At 50.3% G+C, this 17,556-nt stretch carries 16 protein-coding genes; 8 read left to right on the forward strand and 8 right to left on the reverse strand.

Going from position 1 to position 17,556, the window contains the following annotated elements:
• Window positions 1-35 precede the first annotated feature (35 nt).
• Genes yfcH through yfcG form a run of 3 tightly spaced genes read right to left on the reverse strand, consistent with a single transcriptional unit; the run spans window position 36 to window position 2,016 of the window.
• Window positions 36-929 (reverse strand): TIGR01777 family oxidoreductase, encoded by an 894-nt coding sequence (yfcH, locus tag EAS44_RS08795; RefSeq protein ID WP_001028355.1) that lies wholly within the window; start codon window positions 927-929, stop codon window positions 36-38.
• Window positions 930-949: 20 nt separating this feature from the next.
• Window positions 950-1,312, reverse strand: a complete 363-nt coding sequence (folX, locus tag EAS44_RS08800; RefSeq protein ID WP_000068457.1) for a dihydroneopterin triphosphate 2'-epimerase — start codon at window positions 1,310-1,312, stop codon at window positions 950-952.
• 56 nt (window positions 1,313-1,368) lie between these two features.
• The gene (gene yfcG, locus EAS44_RS08805) at window positions 1,369-2,016 is read right to left on the reverse strand and encodes a GSH-dependent disulfide bond oxidoreductase (RefSeq protein WP_000566501.1); all 648 of its coding nucleotides are present in this window, start codon (window positions 2,014-2,016) and stop codon (window positions 1,369-1,371) included.
• Between the two features lie 135 nt (window positions 2,017-2,151).
• Here yfcG and yfcF point away from each other — a divergent pair, with 135 nt between their 5' ends.
• Genes yfcF through yfcD form a run of 3 tightly spaced genes read left to right on the forward strand, consistent with a single transcriptional unit; the run spans window position 2,152 to window position 4,003 of the window.
• Complete coding sequence (gene yfcF / locus EAS44_RS08810) at window positions 2,152-2,796, forward strand: glutathione transferase (RefSeq protein WP_000042440.1); 645 nt, start codon at window positions 2,152-2,154, stop codon at window positions 2,794-2,796.
• Between the two features lie 55 nt (window positions 2,797-2,851).
• Entirely contained in the window at window positions 2,852-3,403 is a 552-nt protein-coding gene (gene yfcE, locus EAS44_RS08815; protein WP_001314009.1) for a phosphodiesterase, read from the forward strand.
• Window positions 3,404-3,460: 57 nt separating this feature from the next.
• Window positions 3,461-4,003, forward strand: coding sequence for an NUDIX hydrolase YfcD (gene yfcD, locus EAS44_RS08820; protein WP_000437935.1), 543 nt, complete (start codon window positions 3,461-3,463; stop codon window positions 4,001-4,003).
• Window positions 4,004-4,035: 32 nt separating this feature from the next.
• Here yfcD and yfcC read toward each other — a convergent pair whose 3' ends face one another.
• The 3 genes from yfcC to ackA all read right to left on the reverse strand — a co-directional run bounded on the left by yfcC (window position 4,036) and on the right by ackA (window position 9,167).
• Window positions 4,036-5,556, reverse strand: coding sequence for a putative basic amino acid antiporter YfcC (gene yfcC, locus EAS44_RS08825; protein ID WP_001274489.1), 1,521 nt, complete (start codon window positions 5,554-5,556; stop codon window positions 4,036-4,038).
• A 189-nt stretch (window positions 5,557-5,745) separates the two neighbouring features.
• Window positions 5,746-7,890 carry a phosphate acetyltransferase gene (gene pta / locus EAS44_RS08830; RefSeq protein ID WP_000086709.1) on the reverse strand — a complete coding sequence of 715 codons (2,145 nt, stop codon included), beginning with the start codon at window positions 7,888-7,890 and terminating at the stop codon, window positions 5,746-5,748.
• Window positions 7,891-7,964: 74 nt separating this feature from the next.
• Window positions 7,965-9,167 carry an acetate kinase gene (gene ackA / locus EAS44_RS08835; RefSeq protein WP_000095707.1) on the reverse strand — a complete coding sequence of 401 codons (1,203 nt, stop codon included), beginning with the start codon at window positions 9,165-9,167 and terminating at the stop codon, window positions 7,965-7,967.
• 337 nt (window positions 9,168-9,504) lie between these two features.
• Between ackA and yfbV the strand changes: the two genes are divergently transcribed.
• The 4 genes from yfbV (at window position 9,505) to yfbS (ending at window position 13,117) form a co-directional block, all read left to right on the forward strand.
• Window positions 9,505-9,960, forward strand: coding sequence for a terminus macrodomain insulation protein YfbV (yfbV, locus tag EAS44_RS08840; protein ID WP_000106620.1), 456 nt, complete (start codon window positions 9,505-9,507; stop codon window positions 9,958-9,960).
• An 82-nt stretch (window positions 9,961-10,042) separates the two neighbouring features.
• A complete protein-coding gene (gene yfbU / locus EAS44_RS08845) occupies window positions 10,043-10,537 on the forward strand; it encodes a YfbU family protein (RefSeq protein WP_000426124.1) in 495 nt (164 codons plus the stop codon).
• A gap of 10 nt (window positions 10,538-10,547) precedes the next feature.
• The gene (hxpA, locus tag EAS44_RS08850) at window positions 10,548-11,198 is read left to right on the forward strand and encodes a hexitol phosphatase HxpA (RefSeq protein WP_001203415.1); all 651 of its coding nucleotides are present in this window, start codon (window positions 10,548-10,550) and stop codon (window positions 11,196-11,198) included.
• An 86-nt stretch (window positions 11,199-11,284) separates the two neighbouring features.
• Window positions 11,285-13,117 carry an SLC13 family permease gene (yfbS, locus tag EAS44_RS08855; RefSeq protein ID WP_001012905.1) on the forward strand — a complete coding sequence of 611 codons (1,833 nt, stop codon included), beginning with the start codon at window positions 11,285-11,287 and terminating at the stop codon, window positions 13,115-13,117.
• Window positions 13,118-13,175: 58 nt separating this feature from the next.
• On the opposite strand, the gene yfbR is transcribed toward yfbS, so the two are convergent.
• Complete coding sequence (gene yfbR / locus EAS44_RS08860; protein WP_000813854.1) at window positions 13,176-13,775, reverse strand: 5'-deoxynucleotidase; 600 nt, start codon at window positions 13,773-13,775, stop codon at window positions 13,176-13,178.
• 83 nt (window positions 13,776-13,858) lie between these two features.
• Entirely contained in the window at window positions 13,859-15,076 is a 1,218-nt protein-coding gene (alaA, locus tag EAS44_RS08865) for an alanine transaminase AlaA (protein WP_000074527.1), read from the reverse strand.
• Window positions 15,077-15,995: 919 nt separating this feature from the next.
• On the opposite strand from alaA, the gene lrhA reads away from it, so the two are divergent.
• Entirely contained in the window at window positions 15,996-16,934 is a 939-nt protein-coding gene (gene lrhA, locus EAS44_RS08870) for a transcriptional regulator LrhA (protein ID WP_000622290.1), read from the forward strand.
• Window positions 16,935-17,556: the final 622 nt, after the last annotated feature.

Raw genomic sequence — 17,556 nt, forward strand, 5'->3', positions numbered from 1 at the left:
GGGAGTTAACTGGCGGATGTTTGCAGTAAACCACATCAGCGAACGACATCCGCCAGCGCCTCTTCTAAATCGTACCAGCGAAACGCAAAACCCGCTTCTTCCAGCTTTTTTGGCAGCGCGCGTTGACCGCCTAATACCAGAACTGAAGATTCGCCCATTAACAACCGAATGGCGGTCGCAGGGACGCGCAAAATGGCCGGGCGATGCAGCGCATGACCCAGTGCATGGGCAAATTGTTCATTGCGCACCGGGTAGGGCGAAACCATATTAAATGGCCCGCGCAGCTCGTTATCCAGCAGCCAGAGAATGCCGTTGACCATATCATCAATATGAATCCAGGCCAGATACTGCCGACCGGAACCAATCGGCCCGCCCAGGCCAAGACGAAACGGCGGCAGCATTTTACCGAGAATACCGCCATCCGGTGCCAGCACTACGCCGGTACGCAGCAGGCACACTCGCGTTTTGTCACTTTGTGCCCGGCAGGCAATTTCTTCCCAGCGGGCGCAGAGTTTATGGGTAAATTCGTTATGCGGCGGTTCCTCTTCGGTAACCACCACTTCACCTAAGTCGCCATAATAGCCCGTTGCCGAGCCGGAAATGAGTACCGACGGTGGCGTGTCGCTGGCATTAATCAAATCGACCAGTTTTTGCGTGATATTCCAGCGGCTTTGGCAGAGACGCTCTTTTTGCTCGTGAGTCCAGCGTTTATCAGCAATCGGTTCTCCGGCCAGGTTGATTACCGCATCAACGCCGTTGAGGTTGCTTTGTCCGGCAAGCCCTTGCCATAGTGTCACCCGAGGGCCGAGAACGGAACTGGCTTTCTGCGGGTTACGCGTCACTACCGTGATTTGATGGCCCAGGTCCAGCAAACGTGGAATCAAATAGCGACCAATTAATCCCGTCCCTCCGGTGATCACTATGTTCATGCAGCCTCCCAATATGGCGGTTAACGCTGCCAGCTTAAGGTCATGGATACCGAATCGGCGTAGCGCAGCGCGTGCAGTTTATCGATCTCCACTTCAGCATACGTCACCCAGTGATGTTCACGTGCGATATCGAGCACATCCTGAGTTAATTTTTCCAGCAAAGAGAAACGGTTATTCTCTACATGCTGAATAATGTTTTTCGTTACGGTGCGATAATTCAGCGCATCGTTGATATCTTCGCTAGTGCGCGCTTTATCGGCGGGGTAGTGGATCGTCACATTGATAACAATATCCTGACGGTTGTTAATTTCTTCTTCCTTAATTCCGATAAACGTACGTAAACGAAGGTTCTTTATACGAATAATAGCGGCAGGTTGTGCCATTGCAGGTTCTCCGTTGTTTTACTTAGAATGAAATAATACACGAGAACCTGTTTCTGTTAACTATCCGAACGCTCATCACCGTGTTGTGCTTTTAGCAGTGCCAGCCCGGTGGCAGGGCGTGAACGGATCCGCTCATGCCAGTTCTTGACTGCCGGATACATTGCGAGGTCAATTCGCTGGCGAGTCCAGGCATTAACCCACGGCCAGCAGGCAATATCCGCAATGCTGTAGTTCTCGCCTCCCAGCCAGGGCGAATTTTCCAGCCGCTTGTTCAGTACATGGTACAGACGCTGAGTTTCAACCTGATAACGTTCAATAGCGTAAGGAATGGTTTGGGGGGCTGCGTGATTAAAATGATGATTTTGCCCAAGCATCGGCCCCAGTCCGCCTACCTGCCAGAATAACCACTGTAATGTGACGGCGCGTTCACGCGTTTCATGACTCAAAAAGAGTCCCGTTTTCTCAGCCAGATACAACAAAATGGCACCAGACTCAAAGAGGCTTAGCGGTTCGCCGCCATCGGCTGGAGAATGATCAACAATTGCCGGAATTTTGTTGTTAGGCGAAATGCGCAAAAATTCCGGGCGAAACTGACCTCCTTTCCCCAGGTCTACCTTTATTAAGCGATAATCCAGCCCTGCTTCTTCGAGAAACAGCGTAATTTTGTGACCATTGGGTGTCGGGGCGAAATAGAGATCGATCATTGCAGCTCCGGTTGTCTAATCATCTGAACACCACAAGTATAGAAAGCGCGGCGACTTGCGTGAGTATTCGTCACGTGACAGTGACAAAAAGGCTCTATAGTTTGATAGCAAGCCCCCTTTATTGCCGAGGACATAATGAGTAAACCCGCTATCACGCTTTGGTCAGATGCCCATTTTTTCTCCCCTTATGTGTTATCCGCCTGGGTGGCGTTGCAGGAGAAAGGCCTGTCGTTTCATATCAAGACCATCGACCTCGACAGCGGTGAACATTTGCAGCCGACGTGGCAAGGTTACGGTCAGACACGCCGTGTGCCGTTATTACAAATCGATGATTTTGAGTTGAGTGAATCTTCTGCCATTGCGGAGTATCTGGAAGATCGATTTGCGCCACCGACCTGGGAACGTATTTATCCGCTTGATTTAGAAAATCGTGCGCGAGCACGACAGATTCAGGCCTGGCTGCGCAGCGATCTGATGCCCATCCGCGAAGAACGCCCGACGGATGTTGTCTTTGCGGGGGCGAAAAAAGCGCCACTAACGGCCGAGGGAAAAGCCAGTGCAGAGAAACTGTTCGCGATGGCAGAACATTTGTTAGCACTGGGTCAGCCGAATTTATTTGGTGAATGGTGCATTGCTGATACTGATCTGGCGCTAATGATTAACCGCCTGGTACTACATGGCGATGAGGTGCCGGAACGCCTGGTGGATTATGCGACATTCCAGTGGCAGCGAGCGTCTGTCCAGCGTTTTATTGCACTTTCGGCGAAGCAATCTGGCTGATAGCAACGACAGAATCCAGTATCATAGCTTACGTTTTTTCGACGAGGAGTGAGTGATGAAACTGATGTTTGCATCGGACATTCATGGGTCGTTACCGGCGACGGAACGTGTTCTGGAGTTGTTTGTCCAAAGCGGTGCCCAGTGGCTGGTGATCCTTGGCGACGTGTTGAATCATGGCCCGCGTAATGCTTTACCGGAGGGTTACGCGCCAGCCAAAGTCGCTGAACGGCTTAATGAAGTGGCACATAAGGTTATCGCTGTGCGCGGCAACTGCGACAGCGAAGTGGATCAAATGCTGCTGCATTTCCCGATAACCGCGCCGTGGCAACAGGTATTACTGGAAAAACAACGTCTGTTTTTGACGCATGGTCATCTTTTTGGCCCGGAAAATCTACCTGCTTTAAACCAGAACGATGTGCTGGTGTACGGTCATACCCATCTGCCAGTGGCAGAACAGCGGGGGGAGATTTTCCACTTCAACCCCGGCTCGGTGAGTATTCCGAAAGGCGGTAATCCGGCGAGTTATGGCATGCTGGATAATGACGTACTTAGTGTAATCGCACTCAATGATCAAAGTATCATTGCGCAGGTCGCGATTAATCCGTAATTTACCCACAACTCAAAATGCGCCGTAAGAGCGCCAGAAAAAGAAGGTTTCCTGATAATGGAACAGCGTCGTTTGGCAAGTACTGAATGGGTGGATATTGTCAATGAAGAGAACGAAGTCATTGCACAAGCCAGCCGGGAACAAATGCGGGCACAGTGTCTGCGTCATCGTGCAACTTATATCGTCGTGCATGATGGCATGGGCAAAATTCTGGTCCAGCGTCGTACCGAGACAAAAGACTTTTTACCCGGCATGTTAGATGCGACCGCAGGCGGTGTAGTCCAGGCCGATGAGCAGCTGCTGGAATCCGCGCGTCGCGAAGCGGAAGAAGAGTTGGGCATTGCCGGTGTCCCCTTTGCCGAGCACGGGCAGTTCTATTTCGAAGATAAAAATTGCCGTGTCTGGGGCGCGTTGTTCAGCTGCGTCTCTCACGGTCCCTTCGCTCTACAGGAAGATGAAGTCAGTGAAGTTTGCTGGCTGACGCCGGAAGAAATCACCGCACGCTGCGATGAGTTCACTCCAGACTCGCTGAAAGCGCTGGCGTTGTGGATGAAGCGCAATGCCAAAAATGAAGCCGTAGAGACTGAAACGGCAGAATGAAAAAAGAGCCGCAATCGCGGCTCTTAACATTTTTAGTGGTAGCCCATCAACTGAGCGCCGATCACCACGACGCTGGACATAATAAACAGCAGTCCAAGCAGGGTCGCACCCACCTTCAGCCAGTTACGGAAGTCCACCCGGCAAACACCGAGCGTCGCCATTAACGAAGCTGAGGTTGGGTAAATGATGTGGCTGAAGCCATCACCAAACTGGAACGCCAGCACGGTAACCTGACGGTTAACACCGACCAGATCGCCAAGCGGTGCCAGTAACGGCATGGTTAACGCCGCCTGACCAGAACCGGACGTCACGAAGAAATTAAATACCGCCTGGAAGAGCAACATAAACCAGGCCGCGACTGCGTTATCCAGACCGCTAATGGCATTGGCAATGCTGTTGAGGATGGTATTTAACACGCTGGCATCACCCGCTTCACCATTACCGACCAGCAGCAAAATCCCTTTGGCGAAACCCACCAGCAGGGCAGGGGCGATCATCATTCGCGCCCCTTCGGTAAAGGATGAAGCCATGGTATTAACCGTCATGCCGTTAAGGCGGAAAACAACGCCGATGATGCCAATCACCAGACCCATGGTGAAGAACTGGCTGGCAATTTCAGGAATAAACCAGGCATTAACGATCACGCCCCAAATAACCCAGACCATTACGGCGGTCAGGACAATCAATACCAGCCAGTCACCAAAGGTAAACGGACGTTGTTCAACATCAGCCTGCTTTTCACGAAAGAAGCGGTCGGACTCATGCACGCGTGACAGAAGAGGATTCTTTTTCACTCGTGAGGCGTACACCATGGTAAAGATCAGGCCAATCAGAGTGGCGATAACCCACACCACGATGCGCAACCCGGAGCCAGAAAGCACCGGAACGCCGGCAATACCCTGAGCAACAACCACACAAAACGGGTTCATCCACGAACTGGCAAAACCGATTTGCGTGGCAATATAGGTCACAAGGACGGTGGTAATACTGTCATAGCCCAGCCGGACCATTAGCGGTGCGATGATAATGGCAAAGGCGACGGCCTCTTCTCCCATACCAAATATTGCGCCGCCAAGTGAAAACAGAATAAACAGCGCAGGAATAAAGAGAATTTCATTTCCGCGGGTATGGCGAATAAGCGCCAGGATACCGTTATCAATGGTTCCTGTACGCATCACAATGCCAAACGCGCCGCCAATCACCAGCATAAACATGATGATGCCAACGGCTGTCCCGTATTTCGATCCTGAGGTTAACCCTTCAAACGGGAAGTTCATCAGACCCGGGCGTTCATCGCCCGTCGTGAACAGCTGTACGCGGTGATACTCAGGTTCGCCTGCTTCGTTAGTCAGAATGCGAAATGAGTGTGGATCTACGACTTTGCGTGTTTTTGTTTGACCATCAACCTGATACTGCACTTCCTGACTGTCAAACATGCCCACCGGAACTACCCAGGTGGCAAGGCTGGTTAAAATGGCAACAAAAAAGATAATCACCAACGTATCGGGCATTGCCCATCTTCTTGTTGGTTTAGATTCAGTGATTGCGGACATAGCGCAAATATTCCCTTGCACAAAACAAAGTGGTAAGTATGCAAAGTGAGATGGCGCAATTCATTGATGCAGCGCAGTTAAGCAAGATAATCAGAAAGGATTAATGCAAATTAATAGAATAAAAAACCGGAAATAGTGACTATTTCCGGTTCAGATATCCGCAGCGCAAAGCTGCGGATGATGACGAGATTACTGCTGCTGTGCAGACTGAATCGCAGTCAGCGCGATGGTGTAGACGATATCATCAACCAGTGCGCCACGGGACAGGTCGTTAACCGGCTTGCGCATACCCTGCAGCATCGGTCCGATAGAGATCAGGTCAGCAGAACGCTGTACCGCTTTGTAGGTGGTGTTACCGGTGTTCAGATCCGGGAAGATGAACACGGTAGCGCGACCTGCAACCGGAGAGTTCGGTGCTTTGGATTTCGCAACGTCAGCCATTACCGCAGCGTCGTACTGCAGCGGACCGTCGATCATCAGATCAGGACGTTTTTCCTGCGCCAGACGAGTTGCTTCGCGAACTTTTTCTACGTCGCTACCAGCACCAGAAGTACCGGTGGAGTAGGAGAGCATAGCAACGCGCGGTTCGATACCGAAGGCCGCAGCGGAATCAGCGGACTGAATCGCGATTTCTGCCAGCTGTTCTGCGGTCGGATCCGGGTTGATCGCACAGTCACCGTAAACGTAAACCTGTTCCGGCAACAGCATGAAGAACACGGAAGATACCAGGGAGCTGCCCGGTGCAGTTTTGATCAGCTGCAGCGGCGGACGGATGGTGTTTGCGGTGGTGTGAACAGCACCGGAAACCAGACCATCAACTTCATCTTGTTCCAGCATCAGCGTACCGAGAACCACGTTGTCTTCCAGCTGTTCGCGGGCAACGGTTTCGGTCATGCCTTTGTTCTTACGCAGTTCGACCAGACGACCAACATAGTTTTCGCGAACCACTTCTGGATCAACGATTTCAATGCCTGCACCCAGTTCTACACCCTGAGAGGCTGCAACACGGTTGATCTCTGCTGGATTACCCAGCAGTACGCAAGTTGCGATACCACGTTCAGCACAGATAGCGGCTGCTTTAACGGTACGCGGTTCGTCACCTTCCGGCAGAACGATACGTTTGCCCGCTTTGCGCGCAAGTTCGGTCAGCTGATAACGGAACGCTGGCGGAGACAGACGACGGCTGCGCTCAGAAGTGGCAGTCAGAGAATCGATCCAGTCAGCGTTGATGTAGTTAGCAACGTATTCCTGAACTTTCTCGATACGCTCGTGATCGTCAACCGGAACTTCCAGGTTGAAGCTCTGCAGGCTCAGAGAAGTCTGCCAGGTGTTGGTGTTCACCATAAATACCGGCAGGCCGGTAGCGAAAGCACGTTCGCACAGTTTAGAAATGCGCGCGTCCATTTCGTAGCCGCCAGTCAGCAGCAGGGCACCGATTTCTACGCCGTTCATGGCAGCCAGGCACGCGGCAACCAGCACGTCAGGGCGGTCTGCGGAAGTCACCAGCAGAGAACCGGCACGGAAGTGCTCCAGCATGTGCGGAATGCTGCGTGCGCAGAAAGTGACGGATTTAACGCGGCGAGTATTGATGTCGCCTTCGTTGATGATGGTCGCATTCAGGTGGCGAGCCATATCGATCGCACGAGTCGCGATCAGGTCAAAGCTCCACGGCACAGCGCCGAGAACCGGCAGAGGGCTGGATTCTTGCAGCTTCGCCGGATCAACGTTGTTCACTTTTGCTTTGGTGGAGTCGTCAAAAATCTCGGACAGATCCGGGCGAGTACGACCCTGCTCATCAACCGGAGCGTTCAGTTTGTTAACGATAACGCCGGTAATATTGGTGTTTTTTGCACCGCCGAAGCTGTTGCGGGTCAGTTCGATACGCTCTTTCAGCTGTTCCGGGGTGTCAGTGCCCTGAGACATAACGAAGACGATTTCCGCATTCAGCGTTTTAGCGATTTCGTAGTTCAGAGACTGGGCAAACTGGTGTTTACGTGTCGGGACCAGACCTTCAACCAGAACGACTTCAGCGTCTTTGGTGTTAGCGTGGTAGTTCGCGATGATCTCTTCCATCAGCACATCTTTCTGATTGCTGGAAAGCAGACCTTCAACGTAGCTCATTTTCAGCGGTTCAGCGGCCGTCGTGGTGGAAGAGTTCGCACGCACGATAGTCGTAGTCTGATCGGGCGCATCGCCACCGGTACGCGGCTGAGCGATAGGTTTGAAAACGCTCAGACGAACGCCTTTGCGTTCCATTGCACGGATCACGCCAAGGCTGACGCTGGTCAGACCGACGCTGGTTCCGGTAGGGATCAGCATAATAATACGGGACACGGTTTATCCTCTTTCGTTACCGCCGATTTGGCGGGTTACAAAACAGCACCGCCAGCTGAGCTGGCGGTGTGAAATCAGGCAGTCAGGCGGCTCGCGTCTTGCGCGATAACCAGTTCTTCGTTGGTTGGGATAACCACCGCAGGACGGGTACCTTCTTTGTTGATGAAACCAGATTTGCCGAAACGTGCAGCCAGGTTGCGTTCATGATCAACTTCAAAGCCCAGCACGCCCAGTTTGCCCAGAGACAGTTCACGAACCATCGCGGCATTTTCACCGATACCACCGGTGAATACAACAGCGTCCAGACGACCATCCATCAGCGCAGTGTAGGCACCGATGTATTTGGCCAGGCGGTGGCAGTAAACGTCCATTGCGCGCTTCGCGTCTTCTTTCGTCGCGTAGTTGTCTTCAACATAGCGGCAGTCGCTGGTCACTTCGGTCAGACCCAGCAGGCCAGACTCTTTGGTCAGCAGTTTGTTGATTGCGTCAACGCTCATGCCCAGGGTGTCGTGCAGGTGGAAGATGATCGCCGGATCGATATCACCAGAACGGGTACCCATGACCAGACCTTCCAGCGGGGTCAGGCCCATAGAGGTGTCAACGCATTTACCGTTGCGGATAGCAGAAACGGAACCACCGTTGCCCAGGTGGCAGGTGATGATGTTCAGTTCTTCTACCGGTTTGTTCAGCATTTTTGCCGCTTCCTGGGTTACATAGAAGTGGCTGGTGCCGTGCGCGCCGTAACGACGGATGCCGTGCTCTTTGTACAGGTTGTACGGCAGGGCGTAGAGGTAAGACTCTTCCGGCATAGTCTGGTGGAACGCGGTGTCAAATACAGCAACGTTTTTGTCTTTCAGCTGTGGGAAAGATTTCAGAGCTTCTTCGATACCGATCAGGTGAGCCGGGTTGTGCAGCGGTGCAAAAGAAGCTGCATCTTTGATACCCTGAATAACAGACTCATCGATCACTACGGAGCTGGTATACTTTTCGCCGCCGTGTACGATACGGTGACCGATAGCAGTCAGCTGCGCAGACAGTTCTGGTTTTTGTGCCAGAATAGTATTAACGATAAAGTTGAGCGCTTCGCTGTGAGCGGCGCCTGCACCTAAAGCCGCTTCCTGTTTATTGCCGTCCATTTTCCATTTGATACGTGCTTCGGGCAGGTGGAAACATTCGGCTAAACCAGAAAGGTACTCTTCACCATTTACTGCATCGATGATGGCAAATTTCAGTGAAGAACTACCGCAGTTCAGAACCAGTACTAACTTACTCGACATGGAAGTACCTATAATTGATACGTGGCTAAAAAAACGTCAGGGAGCCATAGAGCGTAGCGCATGATGACACCGACATTTATGATTAACATCATGCACTGCAAATTTTTTTTGCATGATGGAAGAAATATCTTGAGTCTATGCCATTTTGCGTAATTTTCAGCCAATGGCATAATGTATATGAATTTGACGACTCAATGAATATGTACTACTTAGGCCTTCAGGCTGCTAAAGGATACCTGATAGTGGGTATGGAAGACAAAATGTTTTGAACGTTGTCCCGCTGAGTTGTGAATTTGCACAAATTTTTGAATCTTTATATGTGAAGTTGAGGTGAAGCATGTCAACGCCGGATAATCGTTCTGTTAATTTTTTTAGCTTGTTTCGCCGGGGACAGCATTACTCAAAGACGTGGCCGCTGGAAAAACGCCTTGCCCCAGTCTTTGTCGAAAATCGCGTTATCAAGATGACGTGTTATGCGATCCGTTTTATGCCGCCGATCGCCGTATTTACTCTCTGCTGGCAGATTGCCCTGGGCGGTCAGCTTGGGCCGGCAGTTGCCACTGCGCTGTTCGCCTTAAGTTTACCCATGCAGGGATTGTGGTGGCTGGGCAAGCGTTCTGTAACGCCATTACCTCCTGCAATCCTCAACTGGTTTTATGACGTTCGCGGTAAATTGCAGGAGTCTGGACAGGTGTTGGCACCCGTTGAAGGCAAGCCTGATTACCAGGCATTAGCTGACACGCTTAAGCGTGCCTTCAAACAACTGGATAAAACTTTCCTTGATGATTTGTAATTGACCCCTGATTACGCATATAAAAGAAGGCATACTCAGCCTTCTTTTTTTTCACCGTAGTAGAGTGATACAGGAGTCAATAATGGAAATGACCAACGCGCAACGTCTTATTTTGTCTAACCAGTACAAGATGATGACTATGCTCGATCCGGCAAATGCTGAACGTTACCGTCGCCTGCAAACAATCATTGAGCGTGGTTATGGATTACAGATGCGTGAACTGGATCGCGAGTTTGGCGAGCTGAAAGAAGAAACCTGCCGCACTATCATCGACATTATGGAGATGTATCATGCGTTGCATGTTTCCTGGTCTAATTTGCAGGACCAGCAATCCATCGATGAACGTCGTGTCACCTTCCTCGGCTTTGACGCCGCCACTGAAGCACGTTACCTCGGTTATGTCCGCTTTATGGTTAATGTGGAAGGGCGCTATACCCATTTTGACGCTGGAACTCACGGTTTTAACGCCCAAACGCCAATGTGGGAAAAATATCAGCGCATGCTTAATGTGTGGCATGCCTGCCCGCGTCAGTACCATTTGAGCGCCAACGAAATTAATCAAATTATTAACGCCTGAGGAGGCCCGCGTGCGGTGCAAAGGTTTTCTGTTTGATCTTGATGGAACGCTGGTGGATTCCCTGCCTGCGGTAGAACGGGCGTGGAGCAACTGGGCCAGACGTCATGGGTTATCGCCGGAAGAGGTGCTGGCTTTCATTCACGGTAAACAGGCGATCACCTCTCTGCGCCATTTTATGGCGGGCAAATCCGAGGCAGACATTGCCGCCGAGTTTACGCGTCTGGAGCACATCGAGGCCACGGAAACCGAAGGTATTACCGCGCTTCCGGGGGCAATCGCCTTACTCAATCATTTGAATAAAGCAGGTATTCCGTGGGCTATTGTGACTTCTGGCTCCATGCCGGTAGCGCGAGCGCGTCATAAAATAGCGGGGCTTCCCGCGCCAGAGGTGTTTGTAACCGCTGAGCGGGTGAAGCGCGGAAAACCAGAACCTGATGCGTATCTGTTAGGCGCGCAGCTGCTGGGGCTTGCGCCGCAGGAGTGTGTTGTGGTGGAAGATGCTCCCGCTGGCGTGCTTTCAGGTCTGGCGGCGGGTTGCCATGTTATTGCGGTTAATGCCCCGGCAGATACCCCGCGCCTGAATGAAGTCGATTTAGTCCTCCACAGTCTGGAGCAAATTACTGTGACCAAACAGCCAAATGGCGATGTTATTATTCAGTGAAACACCTGATCATGATTTAGCCCCGTCTCGTCGGGGCTTTTTTATGGCAGAATCAAGTTATCCCCCTCAATTAACAAGGATAAGTTGTGAACGGTGAATTGATTTGGGTTCTTTCATTACTGGCCGTTGCCATCGTCTTGTTTGCGACGGGCAGAGTGCGTATGGATGCGGTCGCTTTGTTTGTTATTGTCGCGTTTGCATTAAGCGGAACGCTGACGGTCCCCGAAGTATTTTCCGGCTTTTCCGATCCTAACGTTGTCCTGATTGCCGCCTTGTTTATTATTGGCGATGGTTTGGTCCGTACCGGTGTTGCCACTGTAATGGGGACATGGCTGGTCAAAGTGGCGGGCAACAGTGAAATCAAAATGTTGGTTTTGTTGATGCTGACCGTCGCGGGGCTTGGCGCGTTTATGAGTTCAACCGGCGTTGTCGCTATCTTTATTCCCGTGGTGTTAAGCGTTGCCATGCGTATGCAAACGTCGCCGTCGCGCCTGATGATGCCGTTAAGTTTTGCCGGGCTGATAAGCGGCATGATGACGCTGGTGGCGACGCCGCCGAACCTGGTAGTCAACAGTGAATTGCTGCGTGAAGGCTATCATGGTTTTAGTTTCTTTAGCGTAACACCTATTGGCCTGGTCGTGCTGGTGCTGGGTATTTTGTATATGTTAGTGATGCGTTTCATGCTGAAAGGGGATACCCAGACCCCGCAGCGCGAAGGCTGGACGCGCCGAACCTTTCGCGATCTTATCCGTGAATATCGACTGACCGGGCGTGCGCGACGTCTGGCTATTCGCCCCGGATCGCCAATGATTGGTCAACGGCTGGACGATCTCAAATTACGTGAACGTTATGGTGCTAACGTCATCGGTGTTGAACGCTGGCGGCGTTTTCGTCGCGTTATCGTGAACGTTAATGGGGTTTCTGAATTTCGCGCGCGTGACGTTTTGCTTATTGATATGTCTGCGGCTGATGTCGATCTCCGGCAATTTTGTAGTGAGCAATTGCTGGAGCCGATGGTACTGCGCGGCGAGTATTTTTCTGACCAGGCCCTTGATGTGGGCATGGCAGAGATTTCATTAATTCCTGAGTCAGAACTTATTGGTAAATCGGTGCGCGAAATTGGTTTTCGTACCCGCTACGGATTGAATGTAGTGGGGCTAAAGCGCAATGGCGTGGCGCTGGAAGGTTCGCTGGCGGATGAGCCTCTGCAGCTGGGCGATATCATCCTGGTTGTGGGTAACTGGAAACTGATCGGTATGCTGGCCAAACAGGGCCGCGACTTCGTAGCGCTGAACTTACCGGAAGAGGTGAGTGAAGCATCGCCCGCGCACAGCCAGGCACCCCATGCGATTTTCTGTCTGGTGCTAATGGTGGCGTTAATGCTGACCGATGAAATTCCTAATCCTGTTGCCGCTATTATCGCCTGCCTGCTGATGGGGAAATTCCGCTGTATAGATGCTGAAAGCGCCTATAAATCCATTCACTGGCCGAGCATTATTTTGATCGTTGGGATGATGCCATTTGCTGTGGCATTACAGAAAACGGGAGGTGTCGCGCTGGCGGTGAAAGGGCTGATGGACATTGGCGGCGGTTACGGGCCACATATGATGCTGGGTTGTTTGTTTGTCTTGTCAGCGGTTATTGGGCTATTTATCTCTAATACCGCGACGGCGGTGTTGATGGCTCCGATTGCGCTGGCTGCTGCCAAAACGATGGGTGTGTCGCCTTATCCATTTGCGATGGTCGTGGCGATGGCAGCATCCGCCGCCTTTATGACGCCGGTTTCTTCACCGGTTAACACACTGGTTTTAGGTCCGGGAAATTACAGCTTCAGTGACTTTGTGAAGTTGGGGGTACCGTTCACCATTATCGTGATGGCGGTTTGTGTGGTGATGATCCCGATGCTGTTTCCGTTTTGACAAGAGCCTGATGTCGCATCCGGCGCTTATTGCCTGATGCGACGCAGACTCCGACTGCTTACAGCGGTGAATCCTGGCTAATCTCATCGAGCGAAAGATGGAAGCTGGGAACAAATACTTCCATGAAGTAGTCCATCTCCTGGCTGCGGCGCGCTTCAAGCGTCGCTTCCAGTCGCGTTTTTGCCAGCAAGAATTCATTATTTCCGGCCGCAAGTTCTTCCAGGCATTTCAGATATGCACACAGTGCATCTGCCTGTTTCACCAGCGATTTTTCTTCATCGCTATATGCATGCTCGTCAATTAACGGCGCAAAGATATCCTGCAGCTCTTCCGGAACCATATCGACCAGTTTTTGCTGAGCGATTTTTTCAATAGCCTTGTATTCCTGAGCGATTTGCGAATTGAAGTATTTCACCGGAGTAGGGAGATCTCCGGTGAGCACTTCTGAAGCATCGTGGTACATCGCCAGTAAAGCGATACGTTCGGCGTTGACATTACCGCCAAATTTACGATTTTTGATAGCTGCCAGCGCATGGGCGACCATCGCTACCTGCAAACTGTGTTCGGACACATTTTCCGTCCGCACGTTGCGCATTAGCGGCCAGCGGTTAATGAGTTTCAGGCGGGAGAGATGGGCAAAAAAATGGCTCTGTTTCATAGTGACCTTACGTATGATGACATCATCAGGTCATTGTGGCGGGATAACACTGCCGGATGCAATCTCCGGCAGTGAAATTAAGATTACAGCTGATGATAACCAGAAAGGAAACGCGCGAACTTGCTCAAAGACAGCTCGATATCATCGACACGCGGTAGCGTGACAATGCGGAAGTGATCCGGCCACGGCCAGTTGAATGCCGTCCCTTGCACCAACAGGACTTTTTCCTGCAACAGGAAATCCAGCACCATTTTCTGATCGTCGTGAATGTTAAAGCGTTTGGCGTCGATTTTCGGGAACATATACAGCGCACCACGAGGTTTCACGCAGGAAACGCCCGGAATATCGTTGATCAATTCCCACGCGCGGTTACGCTGCTCATAAAGACGACCGCCAGGGGTAATAAATTCACTGATGCTCTGATAACCACCCAGTGCGGTCTGAATGGCGTGTTGCGCAGGAACGTTAGCACACAGGCGCATTGAAGCCAGCATTTCCAGACCTTCGATGTAACCTTTGGCGTGTTTTTTCGGCCCGTTCAACACCATCCACCCCTGACGGAAGCCTGCAACGCGGTACGTTTTCGACAGTCCGTTAAAGGTAATGGTCAGCAGGTCAGGTGCCAGCGGCGCAATGGAGTGATGCTCAGCGTCGTCGTAGAGAATTTTGTCATAAATTTCATCGGCGAAGATAATGAGATTATGCTGACGTGCAATCTCCACAATCTCCATTAAAAGCTCTTTGGAATATACCGCGCCGGTTGGGTTATTTGGGTTGATAATAACGATCCCACGCGTACGAGGCGTAATTTTAGCGCGAATATCATCGAGGTCTGGGAACCAGTCAGAGGATTCATCGCAAAGATAATGCACCGCTTTACCGCTGGAGAGCGAAACCGCTGCGGTCCATAGTGGGTAATCAGGTGCAGGAACCAACATTTCGTCCCCGCTGTTCAGCAATGCCTGCATTGCCTGAACGATAAGCTCCGATACACCATTGCCGATGTAAATATCTTCCACGGTAACATCACGCATGCCACGAGCCTGGTAGTGCTGCATGATGGCTTTACGCGCGGAGTAAAGACCTTTGGAATCGCAATACCCTTGAGCGGTAGGCAGGTTGCGTATCACGTCAACGAGAATTTCATCTGGCGCGTCAAAACCGAACGGGGCAGGGTTGCCGATGTTCAGTTTCAGTACCTTGTTACCTTCTTCTTCCAGGCGTTTTGCTTCTTTCAGCACCGGACCACGGATGTCATAACAGACATTCTCTAATTTGCTGGATTTTTCAATGGGGGACATGAATCTTGACCTTTTTTGCTGTTATCGCCACTCCCTGCCGTGGAAGTCAGCTTAGAACAATGTACTCCCCCAGGACGGTGTTTTGAAGGTCTGCAGAATAAGATTTTGCCAGAGGGGAAGGCTCGATTGTGCTGTTAATAACTTAATAATGGCAAAATAATGAGGTGCATATGCTTAATAAGTAATGTTATGTAGTGAATTGTTCTGATTCTTAATTGTAAGTGTGGTTTTTTTATCTGTAAGATGATTGTGTGAAAATGCCTCGTTTAAGAATTCACTACTGAATCGCGATGATGATATTTCCGCATTACGGAGAGTTTAACAGCGTGATGATTTCCGAGGTGTCACAATGGGGGCAAGGCGTGAAACTATTGTTAAGCGGAATTAATGAATGGGGATGATGCTAATTAATTATTATTTAATATTCAAAAAGGTTTTGTTGTGCTTATTAATAATAGAAGATTACTTTGCCTAACATAACATAACTTTGCATCAGATAATTCGCAATGACCCTTATAAATAAAAGGTTTTTGGGGTAAAATGCTTGCATAAATGACGGATCCCTGCTCTTGATGCCGCCTCACCATTGCTGTTTGTACGTGTTCGCGTATGACCAGCGATGCTGTACGAGAGTGGAACAAGGACTCACATTTACATTTATACAAACACGCGCATGTCATAAATAGAAAAGAGTGAGTAACTTAATAGATATGCGATCCCTGAAGATATATTCTGTGATCTACTTCAGGCATTATAACGGAACAATGTGAGTCACTTTTTTAGTGCAACTCATATGCATTTTTACTTTCGTCCGGGTTCCGGATGAAACTGCCAGGGAGGCACATTACAAATGGAATTGCTTGTTTGTGTGTGCACAGCATTAACCAGCTCAGTATGAGCCGCCAGTAAGTGATAATATATGATAAGTGCAAATCGTCCGATAATTAACCTCGACCTCGATCTGCTGAGAACATTTGTTGCTGTTGCCGATCTGAACACTTTTGCTGCCGCAGCTGCCGCTGTGTGTCGTACTCAGTCCGCCGTAAGTCAGCAAATGCAGCGTCTGGAACAACTCGTTGGGAAAGAACTGTTCGCTCGTCACGGTCGCAACAAACTGTTAACTGAACATGGCATTCAACTTCTTGGTTACGCCAGGAAAATCCTGCGTTTTAATGATGAGGCCTGCTCATCATTAATGTTCAGTAATCTTCAGGGCGTGTTAACTATCGGTGCTTCAGATGAATCTGCCGATACGATCTTACCTTTCCTGTTAAATCGCGTGAGTTCGGTTTATCCGAAACTAGCGCTGGATGTCCGCGTTAAACGTAATGCCTACATGGCAGAAATGCTGGAATCCCAGGAAGTGGATTTGATGGTAACCACCCATCGTCCTTCTACCTTTAAGGCATTGAACCTGCGTACCTCGCCAACACACTGGTACTGCGCAGCGGAATACGTATTGCAAAAAGGTGAGCCGATCCCTCTTGTGTTGCTGGATGATCCAAGTCCGTTTCGCGATATGGTGCTGGCGACGCTTAATAAAGCAGATATTCCCTGGCGACTGGCTTATGTCGCCTCGACGCTTCCGGCCGTTCGTGCGGCAGTGAAAGCCGGTCTTGGCGTGACGGCAAGGCCGGTCGAGATGATGAGTCCGGACCTGCGTGTGCTGAGTGGAGTAGATGGCTTACCGCCGCTACCTGATACCGAATATTTGCTGTGCTATGACCCGTCCAGTAATAATGAGCTGGCCCAGGTGATCTATCAGGCGATGGAGAGCTACCATAATCCGTGGCAATACAGCCCAATGTCTGCTCCGGAAGGAGATGACTCATTGTTGATTGAAAGGGATATCGAGTAATCGACGGACGATAGATAATTCCTGAGACAATAGTGTAAAAACGAACCGCTGGGTTTATTTTAAACCCCAGCGGCTTTTTTTTAGTAAAAAGCTTTCCTCGTATCGTGCAGAACGCACAAAACTGTTCATTTTTCAATCACCAGAGATTCACGCCCCGTACGCACAAATAATCACCTGAAAAAAATCTCCTGCTACAATAATGTTAAAAAATACGTGAATTTGTTGCTGCATTTTTGTTATAGAATGACAAAAGCGTGTCACAGATCAAGAAAATACTCTCTTTTGGGGGGAGGAATCGACACAAATTCCTGTCAAAATAGACCCGTATTTTTTCCATTGCTTCACAACGGACACGATTCAACAACATCTAATTTTCCTGGAGTCGTCAATGATCTGGGGAGAAAGGGCGCCAAATGCAAATGTTGTTGTCATTGTGTAAATCAGTGTGAAGAAACCTTTGTTAAAGTTGACAAAAGGTTATAGAAAGGAGTAAAAGACCACATCAATTAGCTGTATAAAATAGTTTCTGCAGTTATTGTAAGGTTTTTTTATTCCTCCCCATGAATCGATGTGGCGTCCATCTGCCGTAAAGAGCAGAGAATCAGGCGCTACTTTTGATGAG

Origin of the sequence: Escherichia coli DSM 30083 = JCM 1649 = ATCC 11775 (genome assembly GCF_003697165.2) — a bacterium.
In the GTDB taxonomy this organism is placed as follows: domain Bacteria; phylum Pseudomonadota; class Gammaproteobacteria; order Enterobacterales; family Enterobacteriaceae; genus Escherichia; species Escherichia coli.

Bases quoted from the DNA above. Each gene is read 5' to 3' on its own strand.
- ackA (WP_000095707.1), bottom strand. From the start codon at position 9,167: ATGTCGAGTAAGTTAGTACTGGTTCTGAACTGCGGTAGTTCTTCACTG.
- yfbR (WP_000813854.1), bottom strand. From the start codon at position 13,775: ATGAAACAGAGCCATTTTTTTGCCCATCTCTCCCGCCTGAAACTCATT.
- yfcF (WP_000042440.1), top strand. From the start codon at position 2,152: ATGAGTAAACCCGCTATCACGCTTTGGTCAGATGCCCATTTTTTCTCC.
- yfcG (WP_000566501.1), bottom strand. From the start codon at position 2,016: ATGATCGATCTCTATTTCGCCCCGACACCCAATGGTCACAAAATTACG.
- yfcH (WP_001028355.1), bottom strand. From the start codon at position 929: ATGAACATAGTGATCACCGGAGGGACGGGATTAATTGGTCGCTATTTG.
- folX (WP_000068457.1), bottom strand. From the start codon at position 1,312: ATGGCACAACCTGCCGCTATTATTCGTATAAAGAACCTTCGTTTACGT.
- yfbV (WP_000106620.1), top strand. From the start codon at position 9,505: ATGTCAACGCCGGATAATCGTTCTGTTAATTTTTTTAGCTTGTTTCGC.
- yfcE (WP_001314009.1), top strand. From the start codon at position 2,852: ATGAAACTGATGTTTGCATCGGACATTCATGGGTCGTTACCGGCGACG.
- lrhA (WP_000622290.1), top strand. From the start codon at position 15,996: ATGATAAGTGCAAATCGTCCGATAATTAACCTCGACCTCGATCTGCTG.
- yfbU (WP_000426124.1), top strand. From the start codon at position 10,043: ATGGAAATGACCAACGCGCAACGTCTTATTTTGTCTAACCAGTACAAG.
- yfcD (WP_000437935.1), top strand. From the start codon at position 3,461: ATGGAACAGCGTCGTTTGGCAAGTACTGAATGGGTGGATATTGTCAAT.
- alaA (WP_000074527.1), bottom strand. From the start codon at position 15,076: ATGTCCCCCATTGAAAAATCCAGCAAATTAGAGAATGTCTGTTATGAC.
- yfcC (WP_001274489.1), bottom strand. From the start codon at position 5,556: ATGTCCGCAATCACTGAATCTAAACCAACAAGAAGATGGGCAATGCCC.